The following is a 26,934-nucleotide window of genomic DNA, read 5'->3' on the forward strand; positions in this document are numbered from 1 at the left end:
TGTAATAGTTGCAAGTTAATGACAGTTTGTATATTAATTATCTATTGGAAGTTTAATAGTAAAACAAGCACCTCTATAATCACTATTATTATAATTGAAATCTATATTCTCAACAAAAATTTGACCATTCATATTTTTTCTAATAATCTCTTGACTCATGTAAAGACCTATTCCAGTTCCTTGAGATTTATGCTTAGTTGTAAAGTATGGTTCAAATACTCTTGGTAGAATATCTTCAGGTATTCCACCTGCATTATCTTTTATAGAAATCTCTATAGTCTCTTTTTTCTTTAAAACATCAATAAATATTGTTTTCTTTTCTTCAAAATCTTTTTTTACAAGTTCATCTCTTGCATTATTTAAAATATTTATTACTACTTGAATAAACTCATTTTCAAGGTTTTTAATATCTGCATCAGCACTATTTTTTATGATTTCAATATTTTTATTATGGAATTGCACATAAACTAGGGCTAAAGCTTTATCTAAAGCATTTTGTATAGAAAAGGCTTCTTTGTTTTTATCAGTTTTGAAGAAGTTTCTAAAGTCGTCAATTGTTTTAGAAAGAAATTGTGCTGAGTTATTTATTCCCTCAAGACTCTCTATTAAAAACTTATCATCTAAGATATCCATCTCTTTTTGCAGTTTTAAACCTGTTGCAGTAGTAGAAATAGTTGATAATGGTTGTCTCCATTGATGAGCGATATTTCCTATCATCTCACCCATTGCGGCCATTTTTGATTGTTGGGCTAAAATATTTTGTTGTTTTGTATTTTCTATTAGGTGTTCTCTGATTTCTCTTTTATATTTTCTAAACTTTTTTTGTAATATTTTAGAAAAATAGATTGAACTTAGAAGTAATATTACCACTAAAAATAGAGATATTTCAAGGGTTTTTTTAAGACTCTCCTGATATTCATTTTCTATCTCTTCTTTTTTATCTTTAATAGCTTTTTTTAAATCATCTTCATAGAAACCAGTTCCAATAACCCATTGCCAATCTTGAAAACCTCTTACAAAGCTAATCTTTTTTATTGATTCTGCTCCATCTGGTTTTATAAATTGTGTATATTCATAGAACCCTGAACCACTTTTAGATATCTCAACTAGTTTTTTTATTACTGTTCTTATTTGTTTTGCATCATTATTTGTAATTGCATCTTTTCCAATATACTCTTTTTTAATATGACTTAAATAGATATAGTCATAATTGATTACAAATACATAGCCATTTTGTCCAAATTGTAAGTTTTTGATATGTTTTAGTATTTTTTCTTTTACTTCTTGCTCATAATCTTCGATATATTCACCAGTTCCTATAAACCAATCAAAAGGTTCAAAGTTTTTAATATATCCAAGTTTTTCTCTCATTTTATCTTGTTTATTTGGGTTATACCAGTACCAAGAGTAGAAAGTAGAGTTGTTCTTTGATAAAGCTTTATTCATCTCTTGGATAATAAAAGTTCCCTTTGAATCTTGGTGATTAATAAAGTTTGTGCCTTCTAGGTTTTCATTATATGGAAGAAGAAGATTTTTACCACTTTTTTCATAGATAAAAAAGTATCCACGTCCTTTATTAAATCTAACATCTCTTAGGGCATCAATAATAAGCTTTTTAATTAACTCTGGATTTTTGTTTTTATTTCTTTCATAAATAGAGTTTGCAATAGAGTGAGCATTTTCAACTGCTCCTTTGATTGAGTTTTTTAACTCTTCTTTAGTATAACTTCTCTCTTTTTCAATAAAGTTATAAATAGAATCAACTCTTGTTTTAATTAGGTTTTTATTTTTTTGAATATATTCTTGAGTGATTTTTTCTTTTTCTTTTTCAAAAGTATTATTTTTATCAATAAACTGAAAAATAATAATAATCAGCGATAAGATAATAATAAAAAATGAAGGTGTGTATTTAATTATTTTTAAAAATTGTTTTTCGTTTTCAAATATCATGTTTTATCACCTATTAAATCTTCGTGATTATAACTATTCTGTAGTTAAACTTCGATATACTTTTAACAAAAAATGGAGAAAAATGAAAAAAAACTTTACAAAAAAATCATTATTCGAAATTTATGCTTACTTTAATAATAAAAAAGAAGAAAAAATAATAAATATTATTGTTTTAAATCCTGACGTAGTTGAAAATGCTTATGCAGGAGAGAAAATATTATTAGAAGATGAAGAGTATGTATATAGATCATATAAGTCTTGGAATGATTTAGCAGAAAAATTCCACTATAAAATGTTGACTCCAATGTTAATAGATAAAAACTTTGTGGAGTTGAGTTTCTTAAAACTTGAAGATAAGACTTTTCATTCAAGTAAAGAAGTTGAAGAGAAGTATGGTGTTGATTCACAATTTTCAAGAATAAATAAAAATGAAGAGCCTGAGTTTTTTCACTCTTATTTACAAGCATTAAAAAATGTAAAAGTAAATAAAAGAAAAAGAGTTTTAAACCTTGGAGTTAATAATGCAGAAGAGTTTGAACTTATCAAAACAGCATTTAAAGATGAGTTCTTAGAGATTGAGTTTGTAGGTATTGATTATTGTCTTTCTGCAATTAAAAAGGCAAAAGAGAAGTTTATAGAAGATGATAATGTAAAGTTTTATTCCTATGATATAAATCTTTTAGATGAACTAGATTTAGGAAAGTTTGATTTGATAATCTCAATTGGAACACTTCAAAGTTCAAATTTAGATTTTAACGCTATTTTTATGCATATTGTTCAAAACTATTTAGAGAAAACAGGTGCATTAATCCTAGGTTTTCCAAACTGTAGATGGCTTGGTGGTGAAGTTGTTTATGGGGCAAAAGCTCCAAATTATAGTTTTAGTGAACAGTCTTTACTGTATAAAGATGCTTTCTTTTGTAAAAAGTATTTACAACAAAAGAAGTTTAGAGTTACTCTTACTGGTAAGTATTATACTATTTTAACGGCTACATCAATAAGAGCAAATTAAGTGGTGTTTTCTTTTAAAGTCTTATTTACACAGACTTTACACAAGAAAATTATAAAATATGAAAAAATATAGGATTAGTTAAATAATGAATAAAGTTAATTCAAGTCTTGTTCTTGTAATGTTTATTGTAGCTTCTATAGCTACTTTAGGGTCACTATTTTTTAGTGAAGTAATGGAGTTTATTCCTTGTAGTATGTGTTGGTATCAAAGAATTTTTATGTATCCACTAGTTTTAATCTTTTTAATCAATCTTTTATATCCAGATGATAAACTATTTAAATACTCAGCACCACTTGTTTTTGTAGGTTTAGGGTTTGCTATTTACCACAACTTACTTATGTGGGGAATTGTTCCAGAAAGTGCAGTACCTTGTAAACAAGGGGTTCCTTGTTCAACTGAGTATTTTGAGTACTTTGGATTTATAAATATTCCATTCTTATCATTAGCAGCATATGGAATAATCGCAGTATTACTATTAAGTTTACAAAAAAGTAGAGCATAAAGGAGAAATTAGTATATGAAGAGACTATCTTTATTATTTATATCAATATTTGCAGTATTGATTTTTACAGGATGTAATTCAAGTGATGAGGCAGTAACAATTGTAGAAGATAATACAAGTTTTGAAGAGCTTAAAAAGCAAAGTAATAAAACTTATAATCTTAAAACAACAGATGGTAGAACAATTACATTAACAGTAGAGAATGATGTTTTAACATCAGAGCAGTTAAAAGGAAAGTATGTATTACTTAACTTCTGGGCTACTTGGTGTCCTCCTTGTATTAAAGAAATGCCTGTATTTAATAAATTATATGAGAAGTATCAAGATAAGTTTGAACTAATCGGAATTTTATTTGAAAGAGATAAAGATGTTCAAGAGTTAGCTGCTTTTATGGAAAAGCATAAGATTAAATTTCCTATTACAGTAGGGGAAGAAAACTTTAGAATGGCAAAAGCTTTTGATGATGTTAATAAAATTCCTGAGTCATTTCTTTATGGAACAGATGGTAGGTTTTTAAAGAAATATGTTGGAGAAGTTGGAGAAAAGGACTTAGAAAGCTTTCTTAGTAAATAGTTTATGAAGTTTATTTTAGTATACTAATAATTATTTTTTACACTTGAAGGATAGTATACTATGAGTGACTTCTTAAGCCTTATAAAAGAATCAAATTACAATTTATTAGAAATTTATAAACAAGCTCCCAATGAGACTTTGATAATAGTTGCAGTGCTATTAGCTTTAATAGCACTTGCATTTTTCTTTATTAATCACAGTATCAAAAAATCTACAGTTTTAAAAGAGATATCTAAAATTGATGATATAAAAACTTTTGATGAACTAAATGCAAAATTTGTACTTTTTATTAATGAAGTACCAAAAAGAGGTGAGGTTGTAGCAAAAGCTTTAGATAAAAATAAAGATAAGATTTTATTTAAATCACTAAAACTTTTATCAACTTTTTCAATTAAAGATAAAATCAAAAAATATCAGATAATTAGTAAACGATTTAAGCAGTTATCTAATAGCTCATCAAAATATAACAATGATAAATTAACTTCATATTTTAAAAACAAATCTTTACAGTTATTAAGTAATGAATTAACTAATGAGATTAATGAATACTCTTCTACAACACATTTTTGCCAAGATGAGGTAGAAAATGTAAATGCTATTGTTCAATATGCAAACAAGCAAAACTCTCCTTGGCAAATTTTAGATGTACTATTTAAAAATTTAAATAGATTCTCTTTTTCTTATAATATTGAACTTTTCAAATTTATTGAAAAACTAAATAAAAAAGAGTCTAATCAAGTATATGATTATTGTAAAGAGAAAATTGATTCTATTTTCACAAGTGGTGAAGATGAAGTATCAGTTAATATTTTAGAGTATCTTTATGAAAAAGAAGAGAAAGAAAAAGTTTATGAATATATAAAAACTTTAACTAATGCTTCTTATTTACAATATTTATATAAAGTTTTATTTGATGAAAAAGATGACTTACATCTTGACTTAGCATTTATAGCAAATCCTACACAAATAGAAAATGACTACAAAGAGTATATAGATAACTCTTTAACTACAAACTGGAGAGATAAGGAGCACATTGAGTTTGTTTCAAAGTCGCCAGGTGTTTTAGATGTTTTAGGTCATGCTGAGTTTAGAAGTTTAATTGAAAGAGTAGATAGAATTAAAACTGATATTGAAAATAATAAGAAGATAGAAGAGGCTTTAACTATTGCAAAAAGAGCTGAATCTATTGCAATAGAAGCAAAATCTTTTAATCAATCTGGTTCTAAAAAGAAAAAAGAGAAACCAGTAGTTCAGCCAAGAGTTGATTAGGAGCTTTTTTGGAAGTTTTAGTAGTTGTTTTAGGTTTAGCCCTAATTGCTTTTTTAGTCCTTTATTTAGGAAACAATACAAGTAGAAAAGAGTATCGTTCAAGTGCTTTAAAAAAAGAAGAACTTATTCAAAAGTATGAAGATGAGATGAAAGCTATAATTGAACAGTATAAAGATGACCCAGATACTTTAACTACAAAAAAAATAGAGTATCTAAAAAAAGCAAGTAATAAGATTCATAATAATATATTCTTTAGTGATAGTGAAGCAAAAGCCTTAGTTCAAAGGCTTGCTTCTTTATAGTCTAAAACTCGGCGCTAGCTACCCAGTTGTCTGGTTCTTCCAAGAAATGAACAATCTCTTCTAAAACCTTTTTATGTTTTGTTTCTTCGTGAGCAATCTCTATAAATATTTGTCTCTCTTGTTCATCTTCAATATCTTTTGATTTTTCTATATAAAAGTTATGAGAGTTTTCTTCTCTTTTTATTGCATCTTTGTAGTAGTTTATTTGTTTTTCATCAAAGCTTACATTATCTTTTTCATTAGCAAGTGTTTCAAAGATTGTTTGAGTATCAGTAATAAGATTTAGATTATCAATATCTAGCTTTTCTTTTTTCATCATGCTTTTAAAAACATTGTAGTGCTTAACTTCTTCTTCTGCAAGCATAGTGAAAATTCTTTTTAATCCAGCATTTGGTGACATATTAGCCATTTCTCTATAGTAGGCTTCACCTTCTTTTTCTACTTTCATTGCATACTCATAGACATTCATCTTCTTCTCCTTTATGCGTAACAATTAGTGTTACTATAATATCTAACAAAGAAAATAATGTCAATGAAATATAAAGTTTTAACTATAAGATTGGCTAATAGGTGGAAAACTTTCAAATGATTTTTTTATGGCATTGTGAATTGATGTTTTATATTTAGAAACTTGTGCAGGTGCAGCAAATTGAATGAAGTCTTCTGACCACTCAATTGTTTTCTCTTTTTTATAAACAAAAGCAACATTTTTGCTTAGTTCATCTTTGCATCTTCTATAGATAGTTTGTGCATAGTTGTTGATATAAATAAACTCTTTTGGATTGATTTTTTCTCCCCATGCAAAGAATACAAACTTTCCTTTTGGAATAATATTTTTGCAGTCTAAATACATAATATCTCTATCAAACTCAGTATTTTGTTGTGAATAGTAAATCTCTAAGTCTTGGTCAAACTTCATAAGTAATGAAGAAGCATCAATATTTTTTTCCATAAGATTAAATAGGTTTACAATCTCTACAAGTTTTCCTTCAAATTGATTTCCCATAGCATGTTTATATAGTGTAATATAGTCTTCACACTTTAGCTCTACCATTTCATCGTATTGGTCAAAGTCTTGGTCTAATAAATATTTATTAGAGTCATATCCCACAGGAGTAACAAGTGGACTATACATAATAATAGTTCCTACAATGTTCTTCTTTTTGTCTTTGTTTGTTTTAATTAATTGTTTAAGCTGTTTAGCATCAATTTGTTCATCTTCTTTATTAAAATATAGATAACTTGAAGTTAAAAATACTTCTTCATATTTAGTTTCTAAAGTTCCAAAATATTGCATAAAAATCCTTGTATTAGTCCTGAAATAGTATCAAAAGTAAGCTCAGACTTTGTTAAAATAGGAATAAAACTTAAATAAGACTAAAATACTCCTATTTGTTTTAGGGTGTGATTTTTGGTTAAGAGTAGTTTGCTAATATTTCAATACATTAAAAGAATTTGATGTAAACTACACAGCCAAATTTAATGAGAGTTAGCATTTTTTTATTCTTCTCCTTCGCTAATGCTACTCTCATTAATATATCAAAAATCCAACTTTTTTATAGTATAATCCATTTTTTAATTATTAGGATTACTTATGCGATATGAAAATATGAACTCTTTTATTGTTATGGATATAGTTAGAGAAGCTTTGAAATATGAAGATACTATACATTTTGAAATAGGGCAACCTGACTTAAATCCAAACCCTAAAGTAAAAGAGGCTTTAAAACAAGCAGTTGATGAAAATAAATTCTCTTATACTGAAAGTTTAGGTTTAAAAAGTTTACGTGATAAAATAGTAGCTCACTATAAAAAAGAGTATGGTGTAGATATTGACTCTTCTCAGATTTTATTAACTCCTGGAACATCAGGGGCATTTTTAGTAGCTTATACTTTAACTTTAAAACAAAATGGAAAACTAGGACTTAGCGATCCTTCTTATCCTTGTTATAAGAACTTTGCAAATATGCTTGATATAGAACCTGTTTTTATGAATATTGATAAGTCATGTGATTATGAGTTGAAAGTTGAGCATTTAGAAAAACAGAACTTAGATGCTCTTCAAATATCTTCTCCTTCTAATCCAACGGGAAATATCTATGGTGATAGAAATTTAAAAGAGCTAGTTGAGTATTGTGATAAAAATAGTATCTCTTTTATTTCAGATGAGTTATATCATGGTTTAGTTTATGAAAAAGATGTTTCAACTGCTTTACAGTTTAGTGATAATGTCTTTGTTATCAATGGCTTTTCTAAATACTACTGTATGCCAGGACTTAGACTTGGTTGGATAATAGTTCCAAAGAACTTAGTAAGAGAAGCTGAGATTGTGGCTCAAAATATTTTTATCTCTGCTCCAACTCTTTCTCAATATGCAGCTTTAGAAGCTTTTGATTATGAGTATTTAGAAAATATAAAAAACAGTTTTAAACAAAGACGAGATTATTTATATAAAGAGTTAAATGAAATCTTTAGTGTTGATGCTAAGCCTGATGGAGCTTTTTATCTTTGGGCTGATGTTTCAAAATATACAGATGATAGCTTTGCTTTTGCAAAAGAGTTATTAGAAAACATTCATATAGCAACAACTCCAGGAAAAGATTTTGGAACTAACAGCACAAATAAGTATTTAAGATTTGCCTACACAAGAGATATAAAGCATATGGAAGAGGGAATTAAAAGATTAAAAGAGTATCTACAAAGTAGATAAAAGCTCTTTTAACTCATCTAATTTTTTAATATGATAGTTTGCTTTTGAAAAGTCATGGGTTTTAGTAAACTCATTATGAACTACAGCACACTCAATACCTGCATTATATGCTGAAGTAAGACCTCTTTGTGAGTCTTCAACTATAATAGTTTCTTCTTTTTTTGCATTAAACTTTTTAAGTCCTGCAATGTATGGGTCAGGTGCTGGTTTAGCTTTTGCATACTCTTCAACACAAAGAGTAAAATCCATAAAATCAACAATACCTCTGTTTTTATGAATTAAATCAAAATCAACTCTTCTTGAAGTTGTAATAATAGCCATTTTATAGTTTTGAGATAACTCTTTAAGTAAAGGCTTTACACCTTGAATTTCAATATCTTTAGTTGTAAGAAACTCTTGATAGAATACATCTCTTTTTTCTCTTTGCTTATCAACTACATCTTTTGAAACCCCTTGAGCAAATGCAATTTCCCAAGCTGTTCCACCTCTAGCCATAATCTCTAAGTAAGTATCTAATTCAAGTGTTAGGTTTAACTCTTTTAGTGCTTTGACGTTAGCTTCATAATACCATTTTTCTGTTTCTACTAAAACACCATCATTATCAAAAAGTATAAATTTTTTTTTATTTGTCATCGTACTCTTCAAACTCTTCGTCATAGAAGCATCCAAGTTGACAGTGAGTAACTTTTATATCTGAGTTATTGATTGTAGAGCCTACTTTTCTTAGACTTGCACCTTTGTCTCTTGCTGTGTACCAAGCAACTTCACAATCAACTTTTTTATCCTGTGCAAAGTTTTGAGATAGTTTATTATATATATTGTCATCTAAGTCAGAGAAGTTAATTTTTCCAAAAACACCAAGTTCGCAGTTTGTAATTTTTATATTCATTGATTTTGTTACTTCAGCCATGTCTTTTGGCTTCATCCCAATTAATCTGGCAACTTTAAATGCTTTTAGACATGATAGTTTGCCATCTTCATCAAGATTTGTTAGAAGTAAATCTCTTTGAATATTGTCAAGTTTTTTCATTAATTTATATAGCCTTAAAATTTTTTTGAATTATACAATTATACCATAACAATTGTGTAGCAAATGTGATAATTATATTCAATATTTATTGTATTACTAAAAAAAAAGCAGAGCAAGGAGAAAGCTCTGCTTTTTAGGAGATTGTTTGTTCGCAAAAATGCTCTGAGTAAGTTCGCTGTTACTCATTGCTTAATAAAATTATAATAGTTAAGAATTAATGAGCAGTAACAAAAAATTAACAATTCGTTAACGCTTTTAAAATCTCCCATTTACTCTTTGGTGCTTCATAGTTTATAAAGCCTTTGTAAATCACTTCTATATCGTCACTTACAATAATTGAATCAAGATGTTCTTTTAACATAAAACCTTCATTTACAGCATTTTGTAAAAAAGATAAAAGATTGTCATAATATCCATTTAGGTTAAAAAAAGCGCAAGGTTTTGTACTATATCCCACTTGTATAGATGTTAATATCTCTGAGATTTCTTCTAAAGTACCACATCCACCAGGAAATGCAATAAAAGCATCAGAAAGCTCTTCCATCTTTGCTTTCCTTTCTCTTATATCATTTACTTTAATGATATTTGAAAGCTTTTCATTTTCAAGTTCTTTACTTGCAAGGTCATGGGTAATTACTCCATAAACAGGAATATTCTTTTCTAAAGCATGGTTTGAAATAACTCCCATAAGTCCAGCTTTACTTCCTCCGTAAACAATTGAACAATTCTCTTTAGCTAGATAATCAACCATTTTCAAGGCTGTATTTTTATATATCTCATTTTTCCCAAAGTTTGAACCACAATATACTGCAATATTCATTTACTTAAATGCTCCTAGCTTTTTTATTACCATAAGGTTTTAATAGAATTAATAGTTTTGGAAGTAAAAGTAGGGCAGAGCTTAAAATAGTTGCCATTACAATTACTGTTAATAGTCCAAAATAGATAGTAGGAATAAGATTTGATAATACTAAAATACAGAATCCAACAATTACTACTAAAGAAGTATAAGTCATAGCATAACCGATACTTTCGTGACTTCTTTTCATAGCTTCCATATAGTTATGGTCTTTTTTATACTCTTCATGAAATCTATGAATATAGTGAATAGTATCATCTACCCCAATTCCTATAGAAATAGCTGCAATAGTAATAGTCATAATATCTAGTGGAATAGTAAGCCATCCCATAATTCCAAAGATAATAGAGATAGGAACAATATTTGCCAAGATTGCAATTGTTGCTATTTTAAATGATTTAAATAGTATCAAAAACATTACAAATAAAATTATAACAACAAAACCTAAAGTCTTGATTTGCGAATCAAATAGCGATTGAAGCATGTTGTTATATAAAACCATTAGATTTGATAATCTAAACTCTACACTTGAGCTATTTATTACAGCTGGAAGTTCACTATTAATTCTTTTTAAAAGCTCATCCCTTCTTAAATCGGGATTTGAATCAATGATTCTAGTTGTAATTCTTGCTTGATTATTTTCAATATTAATATAAGGACTTAGAATTATCTTTTTATACTCTTCAGGAAGCTTTTTATAAAGTAAAGCAAGGGTAAAGCTATCTAACTCTTTTCCTTCATTTAATGTTTTTCCTATTTTTAAAAGAGTTGCTAATGATTGAACTTTTCCTATTTCCTCAATAGATTCTAAATAGTTATGTACTCTTAGAATGACATTTAGTTTATCCCTTGTAAACCAATACTCTTCACTACTTTTATCAATAGCAAATTCATCTTCAAAAGAGTCAAAACCAAAGCTATCTTTTGATACTTTAACTTCTTGTTTCTCTTCCTCTTTAAAAGTAATTACTACATCTAAAGGAGTTGTTCCTCCTAGACTTTCATCAATTACTTTCATTCCTTTGTATATCTGCGTTGATTCTTTAAAGTAGTTAATAAAACTATTTTCAACAATAAGTTTTGAAGCTCCTGTTAGTGCAAAAACTACTACAACAATACTAGTAAAGATGATTTTTTTACCATGGAATTCTACTAGGTATTTTGATAGAGCAATTGTTTTTAGCTTGAAGTTAGACTCTTTAGGACTTTGAACTCTTTTTAGTAGTATTAAGATAGCTGGAAATACTATAAAAGAGATAACTAAAGAAATAGCAATACCAGTACTCATCATCCAACCTAAGTTTTTAACTGGTTGAATACCTGATAAAACTAAAGAACCAAACCCTGCAATAGTAGTAATAATAGCAAAGAATGATGGGTTTAGTTTTGATAAAATAGTATTTATTACAAGCTTATATTGTGAAGAGTTAGGATAGATAGAACTAAGTTCTCTATATCTTACAATTAAGTGTAAAACAATAGATATTGTAATAATTAATTGTAATGCAATAAAGTTTGATGAGATAACTGTTACTTCCCAAGCAAAGAAACCTAAAGCACCTGTTGTTGAAACTACTGAAAGTACACAGATTAATAAAGGTAGAGTTATCCAAATCATTTGTCTAAAAATAATCCATAAAATAAGGATTAGAAGTAGAACTAAAGTTGAACCATAGATAACTAAATCATTTTTTACAAAAGTGATAATATCATCTGCAATCATATTTACTCCGCCTAAAAATAGGGAAGCATTATTTTGATACTGCGCAATTACTGTTCTTATCTCTTCTATTGTTTGACTATTTTCTTCTCTTTGTTTATCTCTAAATAGTTTGAACTCTTTTTGAATCTTAGTTAATTGTTGTTTTTCTTCTTCACTTAAACTATTAGTTCTTTGTTTATCTAAAAGTTTTTTTCTTTTATCAATAAATTTAAAATACTCTTTATTTTCTTTTAGATTTAGAACTAGTGCTGTTGTTTTAAAATCAGAACTAACTAAGGCATTTTTATATATCTCAGAAGTTAAAAACTCTTCTTTTACAAGTTTTTTGTCTGGATTACTATTTTCTAATGTTCTTATATTATCAACAAGTTTTGTTAACTTTTGAACAGGAGATTGAAGGAGGGGAACATTTAAAATAGAAGTTACAGAGGCAATATTCTCTATTTGTGTTAGCTCTTCTGATAGTTCTTTTAACTCTTCAAGAGTTTCATCATGAAGTAAATCTTTTTTTGGAGAATATGTAACTAGTAAGAAATCAGGATTATAGTATAACTTTGAAACTTTTCTAGCAAATTGTAAGTCTTTGTCATCATCAAGAAGTAGTGTTTCTGAAGAAGCGTCAATCTCTAACTTTGTAGAGTAATATCCTAAGAATATTACTCCTAATAAAAGTATAAAAACTGTTTTAAAGGGGTGTTTTATAACAGTTAAATCAAAAAACTTTTTAGTCATATTAAATTATTTTTTACTATTTAAGTTTTTTAATAAATCATCAAAAGATTTGTCTTTTAAAAATCCTGCGAATTGTTGTCTGTAAGTTTGAATAATACTTACTCCAAGTAGATTGATATCATAAATCTTCCATTCATCTTTTGCTTTTTGGTAGAATTTATAGTTAATATCAAAGTTTTCTTTCTCACCAACAAGTACAGTATTTACAATAATTCTATTGCTTTTTGGTTCTTGTGTCCCTAAAAATTTAATCTCTTGATTTGTATATAAATCAAGTTTGTTAAGGTATGACTTTTTTAAAACTTTAGTAAATAGTGAAGTGAACTCTTCTTTTTTATCATTTGAAAGTGTATTCCACTCTTTTCCAAGTGATAATCTAGCCATTAAAGTATAGTCAAAGATTGGATCCATCTTTGAAATTATTTGTTGACTTTTAGTCTCTTTATTTAGTTCTTTACTTTTTAAAATAGAAAGTACTTCATTTACTTTTTTAACCATATGTGGTTCTATTTCTTCTTTAGTTACTGCGAATATTAAAGTTGTAGAAACTAGAAATAGTAGAAAATATTTTTTTAACATTGATTATTCCTTAATCTCTTTTTCTCTTCTTTGGTTGTATGCATTTTTTAGTAGTGAATATAAATCAATTGCATCTTTTGTAAATGTTTCATATCTTCCCTGATTTAAAGAAACATTGTTTACTAATTTAATTGCTTGTATTCCTAACGTTTTTTCAGCTCTGTCTGGTATTTTATAATCTAATGAACTTACATCTGTTAACGGTGAAATATAACCATCAGCAACCAGTCCAAAAGTATCCCTTAGGTTTGAAGGACCAAAAAATGGTAATACTAAATGAAAACCTTCACCAGCTCCATAAAAAGCAAGAGTTTGACCAAAGTCTTCTTTTCTTTCTTTTAGGTTCATACTTGTTGCAGGATCCATTAGTCCAGCAATACCAATTGTAGAGTTTATTGCAAATCTACCTAACTCTTCTAAAGCGTAGTTAAATTTTAATTGAAGAACATTGTTTACAAATCTAATTGGAAACGTAACATTATCAATAAAATTTGAAATACCAGTTCTAGCTATTTCTGGTACAACTGTTGCATAACCTTTTGCTGTTGGTTCTAAGATGTTTAGGTAAACATAATGATTAAATGAAGTCATTGTACGGTTATAATCAACAAGAGGGTCAAAGCTCTCTTTAGGCGTACTAAATTCACTAAACTCATTATTAAAATCATCTTTTTCTAGTTCTTGAGCAAAACTAATGCTCACAAGCATTAAAAAAAGAACAACTAACTTTTTCATTTTAACTTTTCCTTGTGTGTATAAGAGAGATAGAATACCTAAAAATATTATAAAAAAAGCTTAATGTGATAAATTGTTATTTAGTAAATCAATAGCCTGTAACGGATCTACTTGTATACCATGTATTCTAAATGAGAAATGTAAGTGAGGTCCCGTAACTCTACCTGTGCTACCACTTAGACCAATGATATCACCTTTTTTTACAAGGTCACCTTCTTTATAGTTCATTTTACTTAAGTGATAGTAGCCAGAATAGATACCATTTCCATGGTCAAGAACAATAGAGTTCCCAGCATAAAATCTATCTTTTGCAATAACAACTTTCCCATTGTTAATTGCTTTTATTTTAGTACCAACTTTAGCTCTATAGTCTGTTCCACTATGGTATGATTTTAGACTTCCGTTATAAACTCTTTTTCTCCCAAAATCACTAGTTATCTTAGTTTCAAGGGGATATATGAATTTATCATTGATATAAAGAGTTTTACTTGTAGTGTTGTAGATTTTCATAGCTTCTTTATACTCTTTTGAAACACGTTTTTTGTTTTTTTCATTTAATGTAACTTTTGAGCTATCTACATTTATAACTTCACTTTTATATTTTCCATCAATAACTTCAATAGGAATACCTTTGAAGACTTTTTTCTCATTTTCAATATAAGAGATGATGATTTTATACTTTTTTAAATCCTTGTAGTAAGAGATAGGAACTAAAGCATAATAACTATTTTTTTTGTTTGGGAATTTAAAAAAGTTGATGTTGTGATTATCTAAAGTAAGTTTTGGTTCTTTGATATTTTCTTTAACAATTTTAAGAAATAAAGTATTTGCATTTTCTACCTTTTTAGAAGATATTTTAAGTGCAAATATAAGTTGATTAATAATAAATAAAAGTATAAATATTTTTTTCATGATGGAATCTTATCCAAAAAATATTATTACTATCTTATAAAGCTATTATATCAAAAAGGGTATACTACGCAAAAATTAAAGTTTATGGAGTTTTTATGGGTAGAGCCTTTGAATATCGAAAAGCAGCAAAAATGAAAAGATGGGGAAATATGTCAAGAGTTTTCCCAAAACTAGCAAAAGCAATCGAAATTGCAGCAAAAGCTGGAGGTGGTGATCCTGAAATGAACCCAGTTTTAAGAACAGCTATTCTTAATGCTAAAGCACAAAACTTACCAAAAGCAAACATTGAAGCGGCTATTAAAAGAGCAACAGGAAAAGATGCAAAAAACTATACTGATGTTAACTTTGAAGGAAAAGGTCCTCATGGAGTATTAGTATTTGTAGAGTGTGCAACTGATAACAATACTAGAACTGTTGCAAATGTAAAAATGCACTTTAACAAAAATGGTGGTCAAGTTGTTCCAACTGGTTCTTTAGAGTTTATGTTTGATAGAAAAGCTATTTTTGAGTTTGATAAACCAGATATGGATTTAGAAGAGTTAGAATTAGAACTTATTGATGCAGGATTAGAAGAACTTGAAGAAGAAGATGGTTTATGTATAGCACTTGCAGACTATACTGACTTTGGTAATATGAATACAAAATTTGAAGAGCTTGGACTTGAGCTTAAAAAAGCTGAGTTAAAAAGAATCTCAAATAATCCACAAGAGTTTACAGAAGAACAACAAGAAGAGATTGGAAAGTTATTAGAAAAACTTGAAGAAGATGATGACGTTCAAGCAATCTTTACAAACATGGAATAAAATTTAAGTACCTTTTAGGTACTTAAACTCTATTTGATTTAAGCCAATTATTACACTCATTTACAACTTTTTCTAATCCCGTAATTATTTTTTCTAGATTTTCATCACTTAATTTTTCTTTCTCTTTTATCTCTTTTTCACAATCAATTAAGAAGTCTCCAAACTTTTCAGCTCCTAATGTTTTAGATAAACCTTTTAGTGTATGAATCTCTGAAGTTAAATTTTCAATATCATCTCTTTGTTTAAATGCTTTTATATTTGAAAGATAGTTCTTTTTACTTTCTCTAAAGTTAATAAGAAGGTTTTTATATAAGTCTTCTCTACCTAACATTCTATCTATAGCACTTTGTGCATCAAAATATAAATTATCTTCTTTTGTTTTTGTTGATATTTCACTTACTTCTTTTTGTATAAGCTCTTTTCCAGATAAAACTTTTGTAACTTTTGCTTTAAGCTCTTTTATATCAATTGGTTTAGCAATATGATCAATCATTCCATATTCAAATGCTTTATTTATATCATCTGTAAGTGCATTTGCAGTCATTGCAATAATAGGAAGATTTTTATAGTTGTCATCTGCTTTGATTTTTTTAGTTGCAGTATATCCATCCATTATTGGCATATGAATATCCATTAAAATTAGACTATAGTAATCACTATTATGCTCTTTTAGTTTTTCTATTGCTTCTAAACCATTTGCTGCAATTTCAATATTTTTTACAAAGTCACTTAACAGTGTTTGAGCTAATTCTTGGTTAATGTCATTATCTTCTACAAGTAGAATATTTGCATCATAAAGTATATTTTGTTCTAGAGAGTTCTCTTTTTCTAGTGACTCTTTCTCTTTTATATTTTTAACTATCTTTGTTGAGATAGTAAAGAAGAAGCTACTTCCTTCATTTTTTTTACTTTTAAAGCCAATTTCTCCATTCATAAGCTCCACAAGTTTTTTAGATATTGCAAGTCCTAGTCCTGTTCCTCCATACTCTTTTGAAATAGAGCTATCTTCTTGAGAAAATGATTTAAATAGTTTTTCTTGATTTTTCTTAGCAATACCTTTTCCAGTATCTATAACAGAGAATCTAAGCTTGATATCATCATTATCTTTTGATAAAAATTCTATTTTTACTTTGATATAACCTTTTTGGGTAAATTTAACAGCATTACTAATAAGATTAGTTAGAATTTGAAATAGTCTTAACTTATCTCCTAATATAAACTCAGGTATAAGCTCATCTTGTTCTATTATAAACTCAAGCTCTTTTTCTTCAATCATATGACTAAAGATATCATTTATAGCACTTACTGATTCCCTTAGACTTATCGTCTCATAATTGATTTCTAGTTTTCCTGCTTCAATTTTAGAAAAGTCTAAAATATCATTTATGATTTTTAAAAGAATATTTGCAGAGGTTTGTGACTTTTTAATATAGTCCTTTGCTTTGTCTTTATCTATATCTATATTTTTTATAGCAAGGGTTGTCATTCCTATTATTCCATTCATTGGAGTTCTTATTTCATGACTCATATTTGCTAAGAAATCACTTTTTGCTTTACTTGCATTTAATGCTTTTTGTCTTGCATTGATTAGCTCAATCTCAACTTCTTTTCTTTTACTAATCTCTGCTTTTAGTTTTCTATTCCAAAATACAATTGGTATTAAAATTAAAAGAGAAATAGCAATTATTTTATATATAAGGTTATAATCAATCTTATCTTCAAATCTTACTGTAATCCATTTATCATAAATCTCTTTTATCTCTTTTTGAGTAACTGCATTTATTGCTTTTGTAAAAATAGTATTTAAAAGAGGTTCATCTTTTCTTGTCCCTATAGAAAGCTCTAAATCAAAACCTACTTTACCTGCAATTTTTATCTCATAGTTTCCTTGCTCTTGTAGTTCATAACTAATACTTCCTAGTGCATCAATATAACCATAGACTTCTTTACTTCTAACTTTTTCTAGTCCTTCTTTTATATTAGCAACTCCCACAATATTTAGTTCAGGATAAGCTCTTTTTATTAAATTAGAGTGAGCATATTTTTTTACAATAGCTACTTTTTTATCTTTTACTTCATCTAAGTCAGTTACAAAAATCTCTTCGTTTCTTGTTGCAATTACAGTTGTTTGTTTTATATATGGTTTTGTGAAATCAAGATATTCTCTTCTACTTGGTAGGTTTTGTACAATAGGTAAAATATCACATCGACCTTGTTTTATATATTCATGGGATTGTGCCCAAGTTTGTGTTGGTTCAAGTAGTATTTTTATACCAATCTTTGATTCCATAATTTGAATCATGTCTTCTGCTATACCTATATGTTTCCCTTCTTCGCTTATTGCTTCATAAGGAAGTGCATCAGGAAGAGCACACATTCTAATAACTTTTTTATTTTGTAGGAATCTTAACTCTTCTCTTGATAGTTCAATTTTTTCTTCTTCTTTTGTTGTCTCAGAGCCAAACCATTTGTTTTCTAACACTGATAATTCACCAGGAGTTAGTGTTAATAAACCTTTATTTATGATACTTATTAGTTCAGGCTTATTTTTGTGTGACATAAAGTGTAGTTTACTTGTCTCTTTATTGTTGTATTCATGGAACCAACCAGACACTTTTAAATCAGAAAAAAAGTGTTTTTTAATCATATATTTTAGTACAGGTTCAGGGTCAATAAATGCATAAACTTCTCCTTTAGATACTAGTTTTAATCCTTCTAGTGTAGAATCAACTAATCTTAGTTTTAGGTCTGGATGGTTTTTTCTTAAATATTTCTCATATGCATATCCTCTTCCTACAGCTATTGTTTTATTTTCTAATGAGGAAATATTACTAATCTCATCTGCTGTTTTTTTTGTTGCATATGCGGGTTTATATGAAAATGCTGCTTCTGAAAAAATCCATTTTTGCTTTCTCTCTTCTATTATTCCAACAGGGTGAACTAAGTCAATCTCTTTGTTTTCAAACTTATCCATTAACTCAGTCCATGTGAAACCATTTACAAACTCTAACTCTAATCCTGTTTTTTTAGAAATTAATTGAAGTAAATCAATAAAGTAGCCATGGGGTTGATTTCCAATTGCAAAATCAAATGGAGCCCAGTCTAACTCATTGCTAACTTTTATAACAGGATGGTTTTTTAAGAAGAACTGCTCTTTTTTAGTAAGGGTGATCTTAGATTCAACTCTATTATTTTGCTCATTGATAATAATACTATTTTCTGGAAGTTTTGTTTTATCAATATCAAACTTATCTAATAAGATTTCATCAAAAATATATGTTGAGGTAGACTCTTTACTTACATTAATATCATTTGCACTTTTGCCTTGAAGAATACTGTTTGCTAAGTTTGCAACTTCTAAACCTTGGCTATATCCACTAAGTAGTTTTCCACCAATAATTCCATCTCCTAATAAAAAAGCCCACACTCCATAAATAGGTACAGTGCTGATTCTTGAAATAGATTTTATTACTTCATTTGTATTAAAATATTTATTGTTTTTATCCCTAAAGAAAGATAAATATAAAATGGCACTATCAGAAGGAAGGTCTTTTACTTTTACTAAAAGTTCATCAATACTTAAATTTCTTGTATCAATAAAATTTATATCAGTGTATTTATTTTTGATTTTCTCAATTCTTTTATTTATTAGTTGTGCTGTTTTTGTATTATCTAACACAACTAAAAGGTTTTTAATATCCCCTTGTATTAAAGGAATAAGTTTTAAAGTGGATTCAAAATCAGCTTTTTCTTCAATTCCTGTTATATTTTTCATTCCTTTTAGTTGACTCTCTTTGAAGTTATTAACTCCTAAAAAGGCTACAGGAGTATTTCCAAAAATTAGATTTCTATTCTCTATTAAAAAGTCAAAGGCATTGTTATCTGATGCAATGATTAAATCAAACTTCTCTTTTGAGTATCTATAAAGATAACTTTTCTTTAAGATTTCAAGATATGTTTCATCAAATCTTCTTTTTGTATCCATATATTCAATTGTTAATGCAACATTGCTTTTTTTAGGGAATAGTGATTTTATTCCTGCTGTAATATCATCTGTCCATTTGTACCCTTGATGATAAGAGTGTAGGATTAAGACTTTTTTTGTTTTATTATAAATAACTGGTTTAAATCCACTATTTTTTAAAATCTGTTCTGTCAGTGTTAATCTATTTATTTGTGAGCTTGTATTGTTAAATACTTTATTTACTAGCCAAGTTCTATTTAGTTTTAATCTTTCTTGATAAGTAAAAGAGTTGATGGTTTTATCAATGATTGATTTAAAAATAGGCCAATCTTTCCTGATACCAATTTTGTCATAATAGTTAATAGAGTCTTCAAAGTTAGTTACACCATGAAAATAGACATTGTTAATTGCATATTTTGTAATTAAGTTTTGTATTACTGGAGCTAAATCGATTATTGCATCAACTGTTTCATTTGAAACAAGGTTTACTGCATCTTGTGAATTATTTACTGTAATCAAATCAATTTTAGGATAGTTTTTTTTGATTACATCTTCAAACCAGAAACCTTTTACTAAAGCAACTTTATAACCTTCTAAGTCTTTAACATTTTTAAAAGTTAGGTCAATTTTATTTGAGTAGATTGAAGGAGAAATACTATGAATGTTTTTTTCTGAAAAGATAGCAAACTCTTCTCTCTCTTTTGTTTTTACCATATTTGAGATTATGTCTATTTTTTTATCTTTTAATAGATTTATATATTCATCCCAAGTATGACCTTTTATAAACTCAATTTTTAGTCCTAGTTTTTTTGCAATTAACCTAATATAATCATTGGAATAACCTTTTACTTCATTTCCTTCAATGAAATTAAAGGGAGCCCATTTTTCTTCGGCATGAACTCTTATTGTATTATGCTTCTCTAACCAAGCAATCTCTTCTTCATTTAGGTTTAGATTATTAAATCTATTTTTTTTGTAGTAAACAAATACTTTACCAATATTTTTACCTTGATAAAATATAGATTTATTTTTAGAGCTGTATTTCTTTTGATTTTTAAATTTAGAAGGAAGTTCATTATTCTGAAAAAAAGTAATCTTCTCTTTCTCTTCATATGCACTCATAATATATTTATCAAGATCTGAATCATAGATAACAACAGCTTCTATCTGGGTTGTATTTAAGTAGTTTTCAATATTTTTTTTAAGATTTTCATAGTTTAAACTCCAAAGTTCATCTTCAATAGAAGTTGAAAATAGAACTATATTGTTATCTATGGATAGATTTTTATAATTATTGTCTTGAGCATTTAAGAAAGATGTCAGTAGTAGAAAAACCGTAAATATTTTAATTAGTGTTTTCATAGTAAATCTTTATACTTAGATTTACTAGTTTAAACAATTAACTCTTTCTTAAACCTTAATGAAAAATAAGTAGTTTTTAATTTAATTTTTTTATTATATTCTTGATACTTTTGATTCTGTTTTGTGAATTTGGGTGAGTAGATAAAAACTCAATATTCTCTTCTTTCCCTTCACTCATATTTTCCCAAAACTTGATGGCTTCATTTAAATCATAACCTGCTTTATGCATAAGATAAATACCTATTTCATCTGCTTCACTCTCTTGCATTCTTCCATATGGCATTAAAACTCCATATTGTGAGCCAAGACCATATGCAATATTAAAAGTCTTTGTATATTCTGGGGCTTGAGTTGAAATTGCTATATTTCCTAATATTTGGATTCCTTGTGAAATCATACTTGTACTTATTCTTTCGGCCCCATGTCTAGCTAAAGCATGGGCAATTTCGTGAGAGATTACCGTTGCAAGTTGGTCGTCATTTTTTGCAACTTCTAAAATACCTGTATAAACTACAACTTTTCCACCTGGAAGACAAAAGGCATTTTTTGCTTTGTTTTCTATAAGGTTAAATTCCCATTTATAATTTGTATTTGCAACCTTTGCTATTCTTTTCCCAATCTCTTTTACTTTTAAAGACTCTCTTGTATTTGTTATAACCTTTGATTCTTTTAAAGTCTTTTCATAACTTTGTTCTCCTAGCGCTAACTCTTTTTCATCTGAAATCAAAATCATTTGACTTCTATTTGTATATGGTGTTTTATGAGTACAACCAGCAATTAATATTGCTAGGAAAAGTATTGAAAGTATTTGTCTGATTTTCACGTTATCTCCTTTAGTTTCTAATTTTATCAAAAAGAAAATTATTTTAAGAAAATTAGAGTAAAATCTTTTTTTTATTTAGGAGATATTTATTAAATGGATAATACAAAAGGAAATATCTTAGGTCTTATAACCATTCTTTTATGGTCATCCCTTGCACTTTTTACAGTTTATTCAGGAAAAATACCTGCATTTTTATTATTAACAATCTCTTTTTCTGTGGCTTCAATAATTGGTTTATTAATGTTAAAAAAACAAAAAAGAGCAATAAGTGAGTTATTTAAAGTTCCTTTAAAAGCTTATTTTATAGGGGTTATAGGATTATTTGGTTATCACTTTTTTTATTTTTTAGCAATTAAAAATGCACCAGCAGTTGAAGCAAATCTAATTAACTATTTATGGCCTTTATTGATTGTTGTTTTTTCAGCTTTTTTACCAAATGAAAAGTTAAAATGGTTCCATATAGTAGGAACAATCTTAGCTCTTAGTGGAGCTTTTTTATTAGTACTAAAAGATGGAAGTTTAGAGTTTGATTCAAAATATACTTTAGGTTATAGCTTTGCCTTAATTGCAGCACTTCTATGGTCAAGTTATTCTGTAATTTCAAAAACATTAACCCACGTGCCAACTTTTGCAGTTACTGGCTTTTGTCTTTTGACTGCTTTATTTTCTTTTATTTCACATTTAATTTTTGAGCAAGTTTATCTTCCAAGTTTTGTTGAGATTATTTCAGCAATTATGTTAGGTCTTGGTCCTGTTGGAGGAGCGTTTTATTTATGGGACTTTGCTTTAAAAAATGGTGATATTAAGATTTTAGGTTCCCTTGCTTATTTAGCTCCGTTGCTGTCAACTCTTATTTTAGTAGCAGTTGGAATTTCAAGTATGACAACAACTATAGCTTTAGCTTGTATCTTGATTGTATTAGGTTCAATAGTTAGTTCAAAGCAGTATTTAAAACTTATTACAAACTATATTTTTAAATCTTGATTACATAAATACCTTCAAAATCAACACATACTTTTTCATCTTCTATAATTTGTGACTTGATTCTTAAAGAACCACTTCCTTTAGAATCAAGTTTTTGTTTTAATCTTTCTATCTCTTCTTTGCTTGGAAGAGTAGTTTCACAATATAACTCTTTTGTTACAGGAGCTCTATATGAGGTATCACTTTTAATTACTGCAATCATTGTGTTTTTAAACCCTAATTCTTCTTCTACAAGTAAATAACAAGCACTCCAAGCTGAAATGGTAACAAGAGTACTTAAACTTCCTGCAAAACCTGTTTGTTTATCATTGATATTTGGTTCTATTGGTGCTGTTGTAATTAGTTTGTTCTCTTTTATCTCTTTTGGATTTATTTGCATATATTTTGTAAGTGGAATCTCTTTGTGAAGTTTTTCTTTTAATTTTTTAAGCAATTTAGTCCTTTATGTATAAATAAAATTTATTAAAATTATATATTATTGTGATTATTTAAGTCTTATTAAATATCTATATATTGAAAACTATATGTACAATAATTGTACATCAATGTACCTTAAATTAGCATAGATTAGCATTTTAACGCTTTTTTATTTGAAGTTATAGTTTCAATGCTATTTGAATTATCAATAAAATAGCCATTTTAGTGTCTTTTTTATTACTTTTTGTAACTTTTTTTCTAAGAATAAAAAATTGTAGAATAGTTAGCAGAAATTGTACATCAAAGGAAATAAACATTATGCTATACTAGTGCTACAAATTTATTAGGAGATCTATATGAGTTTATTAGCTACTTATAAAGCGCATACTGAAGAAAGATTAAATGAAGGTGGATTACCACCATTAGCATTAACTGCTGAACAAACTGCAGAATTAGTTGAATTATTAAAAGCTAATCCAGTAGAAGAAGCAGAGTATTGCTTAGAATTATTTAAAAATAAAATTAACCCAGGTGTTGATGATGCTGCATATGTTAAAGCTGCATTTTTAAATGATATTGTACAAGGAAATGTTACATGTTCTGTTATTTCTAAGACTGAAGCTGTTGAGATTTTAGGAACAATGATGGGTGGGTTCAATGTTACTCCACTTATTGAAGCTCTTAAAGTTGAAGAAGTTGCAGAGATTGCTGCTACTCAACTAAAAAACACTATTTTAGTATATGATGCATTTAATGATGTAAAAGATTTAATGGATGCTGGAAATGCTAAAGCAAAAGAAGTTATTGAGTCATGGGCAAACGCTGAGTGGTTCACTAATAAACCAGCATTAGAAGAAGAAATCAAATTAACTGTTTACAAAATTCCAGGTGAAACAAATACAGATGATTTATCTCCTGCAACTGTTGCATTTACAAGACCTGATATTCCATTACACGCAACTGCAATGTTACAATCAAGAATGGAAAAACCATTAGAAAAAATGGAAGAATTAAGACAAAAAGGTAACCCATTAGCATACGTTGGTGATGTTGTTGGTACTGGTTCTTCAAGAAAATCAGGTATTAACTCTGTTCAATGGCACATGGGTAGAGATATTCCAGGTGTTCCAAATAAAAGAACAGGTGGTGTTGTAATTGGTTCTATTATTGCTCCAATTTTCTTCAATACTGCAGAAGATTCAGGATGTTTACCAATTGAAGCTCCAGTTGATAACTTAGAAACTGGTGATGAAATTGTTGTTAAGCCATACGCAGGACAAATCACTAAAAATGGTGAAGTAGTTTCTGAATTCAAATTAGCTCCAAACACAATGACTGACGAAATGAGAGCAGGTGGTAGAATTCCTTTAATTATTGGTAAAGGTTTAACTGCCAAAGCTAGAGAAGTATTAGGATTAGGTGCATCAGATATGTTCTTAGCTCCTGAGCAACCAGCTGATTCTGGAAAAGGTTTCTCTCAAGCACAAAAAATGGTTGGTAGAGCTTGTGGTATTGAAGGTGTTAGACCAGGTATGTACGTTGAGCCAATCGCTACAACTGTTGGATCTCAAGATACAACTGGACCAATGACAAGAGATGAGATTAAAGAGCTTGCAGCATTATCTTTTGGTGCTGATATGGTTATGCAATCATTCTGTCACACTGCAGCTTATCCAAAGCCAGCAGATATTAAATTAAGACATACTTTACCAGATTTCATCAACTCAAGAGGTGGTGTTACACTTAAGCCAGGTGACGGTGTTATTCACTCTTGGTTAAATAGATTATGTTTACCAGATACAGTAGGTACTGGTGGAGATTCTCATACTAGATTCCCAATTGGTATTTCATTCCCAGCTGGTTCTGGTCTTATTGCATTCGCAGGTGTTACTGGTATGATGCCATTAACTATGCCAGAGTCTGTATTAGTTAAATTCAAAGGTGAAATGCAACCAGGAATTACTTTAAGAGACTTAGTAAATGCTATTCCATACCAAGCTATTCAAGATGGTTTATTAACTGTTGAGAAAAAAGGTAAGAAAAATATCTTTGCTGGTAAAATTATTGAGATTGCTGGATTACCAGAGCTTAAAGTTGAGCAAGCATTCGAATTATCAGATTCAGCAGCAGAGAGATCAGCAGCAGCTTGTTCTGTACAATTAGATAAAGAACCAATTATTGAGTACTTAAACTCTAACATTGCTTTAATTGAAAAAATGATTGAAGAAGGTTATGAAGATTCTAGAACTCTTCAAAGAAGAGCTGACAAAATGAAAGAGTGGTTAAAAAATCCTGAGTTATTAACTCCAGATGCAGATGCAGAATATGCAGCAGTAATTGAAATTGATTTAAATGAAATCACTGAGCCAATCTTAGCTTGTCCAAATGATCCAGATGACGTTGATACTTTAACAAACATCTTAGCTGATGACAATAGAATTCACAAAATTGATGAAGTATTCGTTGGTTCTTGTATGACTAACATCGGATTATTTAGAGCACTTGGTGAAGTTCTTAAAGGTGAGGGTGAAGTTCCTACTAAATTATGGGTTGCTCCTCCAACAAAAATGGATGAAGCTCAATTAACTGAAGAGGGTTACTATGCTACATTTGCAGCAGCAGGTGCTAGATTAGAGATTCCAGGATGTTCTTTATGTATGGGTAACCAAGCACAAGTATCTGAAGGTGCAGCAGTATTCTCTACATCTACAAGAAACTTCGATAACAGACTTGGTAAAGGTTCTCAAGTTTATTTAGGATCTGCAGAAGTTGCAGCAGTTACAGCACTTCTTGGAAGACTTCCATCTAAAGAAGAGTACATGGAAATCGTACCTAAGAAAATTACTGAGCAAAACAAAGATGGAGTTTATAAATACTTAAACTTCAACCAAGTATCTAAAGAGCATTTAACTACATTAGTTACTTCTAGATAGTATACTTACACTTCAAAAGGTAAAGAGTTTTCTCTTTACCTTTTTTTCTTTTTAATTTACTTTATGAACATTCATTTACTATTAACCAATTTAATAATATAATCAAAATAACAAAAATTTAAACTAAGGAACAATGTGTCTTTAAAAGAAGAAAAGAAAAATTCAATTATTGAAAAATCTTTACTACTGTTCTCTAAAAAAGGTTTTTATAATACAACAATTCCTGATATAGCAAAAGCTATGAGTATGAGTGTTGGAAATATGTATAACTATTTTAAATCAAAAGAAGAGTTAGCAAAGTTTGCTATTAAATACTCAACTAATATCCTAGCAAATGATTTAAGAGAAATTAATCAAATGGAAACTTCATCTAAAGATAAAGTATTTCTATTTACAAGAAAATATTTAGAAAATGTTCAAAAGTCACCAGAAGTAATTGAATATTTTTTAAGAGTTTACTTATCAAATAGAGAAGTTTTTAACAAAGATTGTGAAGGTTTTTTATGTGTAAGTGAATTTGTAACAGAGGTTATGATTTTACTTGATGAGGGAGCTGCTAAAAATGAGTTTAGACAGCAAGACTTTTTCCCAGCTTTTGCTATGATTATGGGAGCTTTAGGTGGCTTTGCTTTTCTTGCAGGAGAAAAGGTTTTAGAGAAAGATATTTCAACTTACTCTGATGATGTTGCTGAAAATATCTACAGAGCTTTAAAGTATGAAGATTAATAAAATTAATTAAAAGAAGATAGTTTATATAAAA

General features: G+C 28.3%; 23 protein-coding genes. 10 read left to right on the plus strand and 13 right to left on the minus strand.

All coding sequences use genetic code 11. The features are described 5' to 3' along the window. Positions 1-33 precede the first annotated feature (33 nt). The gene (locus CRV03_RS00125) at positions 34-1,950 is read right to left on the minus strand and encodes a cache domain-containing protein (RefSeq protein WP_129083109.1); all 1,917 of its coding nucleotides are present in this window, start codon (positions 1,948-1,950) and stop codon (positions 34-36) included. Positions 1,951-2,032: 82 nt separating this feature from the next. Between CRV03_RS00125 and CRV03_RS00130 the strand changes: the two genes are divergently transcribed. The 5 genes from CRV03_RS00130 (at position 2,033) to CRV03_RS00150 (ending at position 5,608) form a co-directional block, all read left to right on the plus strand. Then, a complete protein-coding gene (locus CRV03_RS00130; RefSeq protein ID WP_129083110.1) occupies positions 2,033-2,962 on the plus strand; it encodes a methyltransferase domain-containing protein in 930 nt (309 codons plus the stop codon). A gap of 85 nt (positions 2,963-3,047) precedes the next feature. Then, positions 3,048-3,464 (plus strand): disulfide oxidoreductase, encoded by a 417-nt coding sequence (locus CRV03_RS00135; RefSeq protein ID WP_129083111.1) that lies wholly within the window; start codon positions 3,048-3,050, stop codon positions 3,462-3,464. Between the two features lie 15 nt (positions 3,465-3,479). Further along, on the plus strand, positions 3,480-4,037 hold the full coding sequence (locus CRV03_RS00140; protein ID WP_129083112.1) for a TlpA disulfide reductase family protein: 558 nt from the start codon (positions 3,480-3,482) through the stop codon (positions 4,035-4,037). A gap of 60 nt (positions 4,038-4,097) precedes the next feature. Beyond that, complete coding sequence (locus tag CRV03_RS00145; RefSeq protein WP_129083113.1) at positions 4,098-5,306, plus strand: hypothetical protein; 1,209 nt, start codon at positions 4,098-4,100, stop codon at positions 5,304-5,306. A gap of 8 nt (positions 5,307-5,314) precedes the next feature. Next, positions 5,315-5,608, plus strand: a complete 294-nt coding sequence (locus CRV03_RS00150; protein WP_129083114.1) for a hypothetical protein — start codon at positions 5,315-5,317, stop codon at positions 5,606-5,608. A 1-nt stretch (position 5,609) separates the two neighbouring features. Here CRV03_RS00150 and CRV03_RS00155 read toward each other — a convergent pair whose 3' ends face one another. Both CRV03_RS00155 and CRV03_RS00160 read right to left on the minus strand, forming a co-directional pair. Next, complete coding sequence (locus tag CRV03_RS00155; protein WP_129083115.1) at positions 5,610-6,077, minus strand: ferritin family protein; 468 nt, start codon at positions 6,075-6,077, stop codon at positions 5,610-5,612. Positions 6,078-6,155: 78 nt separating this feature from the next. After that, positions 6,156-6,905: a hypothetical protein gene (locus CRV03_RS00160; RefSeq protein WP_129083116.1), complete on the minus strand. Its 750-nt coding sequence runs from the start codon at positions 6,903-6,905 to the stop codon at positions 6,156-6,158. A gap of 297 nt (positions 6,906-7,202) precedes the next feature. Between CRV03_RS00160 and CRV03_RS00165 the strand changes: the two genes are divergently transcribed. Next, entirely contained in the window at positions 7,203-8,318 is a 1,116-nt protein-coding gene (locus CRV03_RS00165; RefSeq protein ID WP_129083117.1) for a pyridoxal phosphate-dependent aminotransferase, read from the plus strand. Here CRV03_RS00165 and CRV03_RS00170 read toward each other — a convergent pair. The 7 genes from CRV03_RS00170 to CRV03_RS00200 form a co-directional block, all read right to left on the minus strand. Further along, entirely contained in the window at positions 8,304-8,951 is a 648-nt protein-coding gene (locus CRV03_RS00170; RefSeq protein ID WP_129083118.1) for an HAD family phosphatase, read from the minus strand. The two genes, CRV03_RS00165 and CRV03_RS00170, sit on opposite strands and share 15 nt — an antisense overlap. Continuing rightward, positions 8,941-9,348, minus strand: coding sequence for a ModE family transcriptional regulator (locus CRV03_RS00175; RefSeq protein WP_129083119.1), 408 nt, complete (start codon positions 9,346-9,348; stop codon positions 8,941-8,943). The genes CRV03_RS00170 and CRV03_RS00175 overlap by 11 nt, the downstream gene beginning before the upstream one ends. A gap of 235 nt (positions 9,349-9,583) precedes the next feature. Continuing rightward, positions 9,584-10,168, minus strand: a complete 585-nt coding sequence (locus CRV03_RS00180; RefSeq protein WP_129083120.1) for a TIGR00730 family Rossman fold protein — start codon at positions 10,166-10,168, stop codon at positions 9,584-9,586. A 4-nt stretch (positions 10,169-10,172) separates the two neighbouring features. Further along, complete coding sequence (locus tag CRV03_RS00185) at positions 10,173-12,662, minus strand: RND family transporter (protein ID WP_129083121.1); 2,490 nt, start codon at positions 12,660-12,662, stop codon at positions 10,173-10,175. Between the two features lie 6 nt (positions 12,663-12,668). Then, positions 12,669-13,241, minus strand: coding sequence for a phospholipid-binding protein MlaC (locus CRV03_RS00190; protein ID WP_129083122.1), 573 nt, complete (start codon positions 13,239-13,241; stop codon positions 12,669-12,671). Between the two features lie 3 nt (positions 13,242-13,244). Beyond that, positions 13,245-13,976 carry a VacJ family lipoprotein gene (locus tag CRV03_RS00195; protein WP_129083123.1) on the minus strand — a complete coding sequence of 244 codons (732 nt, stop codon included), beginning with the start codon at positions 13,974-13,976 and terminating at the stop codon, positions 13,245-13,247. 60 nt (positions 13,977-14,036) lie between these two features. Further along, the gene (locus CRV03_RS00200; protein ID WP_129083124.1) at positions 14,037-14,888 is read right to left on the minus strand and encodes a M23 family metallopeptidase; all 852 of its coding nucleotides are present in this window, start codon (positions 14,886-14,888) and stop codon (positions 14,037-14,039) included. A 95-nt stretch (positions 14,889-14,983) separates the two neighbouring features. Between CRV03_RS00200 and CRV03_RS00205 the strand changes: the two genes are divergently transcribed. After that, complete coding sequence (locus CRV03_RS00205; RefSeq protein ID WP_129083125.1) at positions 14,984-15,691, plus strand: YebC/PmpR family DNA-binding transcriptional regulator; 708 nt, start codon at positions 14,984-14,986, stop codon at positions 15,689-15,691. A 22-nt stretch (positions 15,692-15,713) separates the two neighbouring features. On the opposite strand, the gene CRV03_RS00210 is transcribed toward CRV03_RS00205, so the two are convergent. Both CRV03_RS00210 and CRV03_RS00215 read right to left on the minus strand, forming a co-directional pair. Further along, positions 15,714-21,017 (minus strand): ABC transporter substrate binding protein, encoded by a 5,304-nt coding sequence (locus tag CRV03_RS00210; protein WP_129083126.1) that lies wholly within the window; start codon positions 21,015-21,017, stop codon positions 15,714-15,716. Positions 21,018-21,093: 76 nt separating this feature from the next. Next, positions 21,094-21,840, minus strand: coding sequence for a M48 family metallopeptidase (locus tag CRV03_RS00215; RefSeq protein WP_258238954.1), 747 nt, complete (start codon positions 21,838-21,840; stop codon positions 21,094-21,096). Between the two features lie 93 nt (positions 21,841-21,933). Here CRV03_RS00215 and CRV03_RS00220 point away from each other — a divergent pair, with 93 nt between their 5' ends. Further along, positions 21,934-22,824 (plus strand): DMT family transporter, encoded by an 891-nt coding sequence (locus CRV03_RS00220; protein WP_129083127.1) that lies wholly within the window; start codon positions 21,934-21,936, stop codon positions 22,822-22,824. Here CRV03_RS00220 and CRV03_RS00225 read toward each other — a convergent pair. Beyond that, positions 22,814-23,257, minus strand: coding sequence for a YiiD C-terminal domain-containing protein (locus tag CRV03_RS00225; RefSeq protein WP_129083128.1), 444 nt, complete (start codon positions 23,255-23,257; stop codon positions 22,814-22,816). The two genes, CRV03_RS00220 and CRV03_RS00225, sit on opposite strands and share 11 nt — an antisense overlap. 340 nt (positions 23,258-23,597) lie before the next feature. On the opposite strand from CRV03_RS00225, the gene CRV03_RS00230 reads away from it, so the two are divergent. Both CRV03_RS00230 and CRV03_RS00235 read left to right on the plus strand, forming a co-directional pair. Then, the gene (locus CRV03_RS00230) at positions 23,598-26,174 is read left to right on the plus strand and encodes a bifunctional aconitate hydratase 2/2-methylisocitrate dehydratase (protein WP_129083129.1); all 2,577 of its coding nucleotides are present in this window, start codon (positions 23,598-23,600) and stop codon (positions 26,172-26,174) included. Positions 26,175-26,309: 135 nt separating this feature from the next. Next, complete coding sequence (locus tag CRV03_RS00235; RefSeq protein WP_129083130.1) at positions 26,310-26,900, plus strand: TetR/AcrR family transcriptional regulator; 591 nt, start codon at positions 26,310-26,312, stop codon at positions 26,898-26,900. Positions 26,901-26,934 lie beyond the last annotated feature (34 nt).

This window comes from Arcobacter sp. F155 (assembly GCF_004116455.1).
Taxonomy (GTDB): domain Bacteria; phylum Campylobacterota; class Campylobacteria; order Campylobacterales; family Arcobacteraceae; genus Halarcobacter.

Coding starts and splice junctions, on each gene's coding strand:
- CRV03_RS00125 (WP_129083109.1), bottom strand. CDS start 1,950: ATGATATTTGAAAACGAAAAACAATTTTTAAAAATAATTAAATACACA.
- CRV03_RS00130 (WP_129083110.1), top strand. CDS start 2,033: ATGAAAAAAAACTTTACAAAAAAATCATTATTCGAAATTTATGCTTAC.
- CRV03_RS00135 (WP_129083111.1), top strand. CDS start 3,048: ATGAATAAAGTTAATTCAAGTCTTGTTCTTGTAATGTTTATTGTAGCT.
- CRV03_RS00140 (WP_129083112.1), top strand. CDS start 3,480: ATGAAGAGACTATCTTTATTATTTATATCAATATTTGCAGTATTGATT.
- CRV03_RS00145 (WP_129083113.1), top strand. CDS start 4,098: ATGAGTGACTTCTTAAGCCTTATAAAAGAATCAAATTACAATTTATTA.
- CRV03_RS00155 (WP_129083115.1), bottom strand. CDS start 6,077: ATGAATGTCTATGAGTATGCAATGAAAGTAGAAAAAGAAGGTGAAGCC.
- CRV03_RS00160 (WP_129083116.1), bottom strand. CDS start 6,905: ATGCAATATTTTGGAACTTTAGAAACTAAATATGAAGAAGTATTTTTA.
- CRV03_RS00165 (WP_129083117.1), top strand. CDS start 7,203: ATGCGATATGAAAATATGAACTCTTTTATTGTTATGGATATAGTTAGA.
- CRV03_RS00170 (WP_129083118.1), bottom strand. CDS start 8,951: ATGACAAATAAAAAAAAATTTATACTTTTTGATAATGATGGTGTTTTA.
- CRV03_RS00175 (WP_129083119.1), bottom strand. CDS start 9,348: ATGAAAAAACTTGACAATATTCAAAGAGATTTACTTCTAACAAATCTT.
- CRV03_RS00180 (WP_129083120.1), bottom strand. CDS start 10,168: ATGAATATTGCAGTATATTGTGGTTCAAACTTTGGGAAAAATGAGATA.
- CRV03_RS00185 (WP_129083121.1), bottom strand. CDS start 12,662: ATGACTAAAAAGTTTTTTGATTTAACTGTTATAAAACACCCCTTTAAA.
- CRV03_RS00190 (WP_129083122.1), bottom strand. CDS start 13,241: ATGTTAAAAAAATATTTTCTACTATTTCTAGTTTCTACAACTTTAATA.
- CRV03_RS00195 (WP_129083123.1), bottom strand. CDS start 13,976: ATGAAAAAGTTAGTTGTTCTTTTTTTAATGCTTGTGAGCATTAGTTTT.
- CRV03_RS00200 (WP_129083124.1), bottom strand. CDS start 14,888: ATGAAAAAAATATTTATACTTTTATTTATTATTAATCAACTTATATTT.
- CRV03_RS00205 (WP_129083125.1), top strand. CDS start 14,984: ATGGGTAGAGCCTTTGAATATCGAAAAGCAGCAAAAATGAAAAGATGG.
- CRV03_RS00210 (WP_129083126.1), bottom strand. CDS start 21,017: ATGAAAACACTAATTAAAATATTTACGGTTTTTCTACTACTGACATCT.
- CRV03_RS00220 (WP_129083127.1), top strand. CDS start 21,934: ATGGATAATACAAAAGGAAATATCTTAGGTCTTATAACCATTCTTTTA.
- CRV03_RS00230 (WP_129083129.1), top strand. CDS start 23,598: ATGAGTTTATTAGCTACTTATAAAGCGCATACTGAAGAAAGATTAAAT.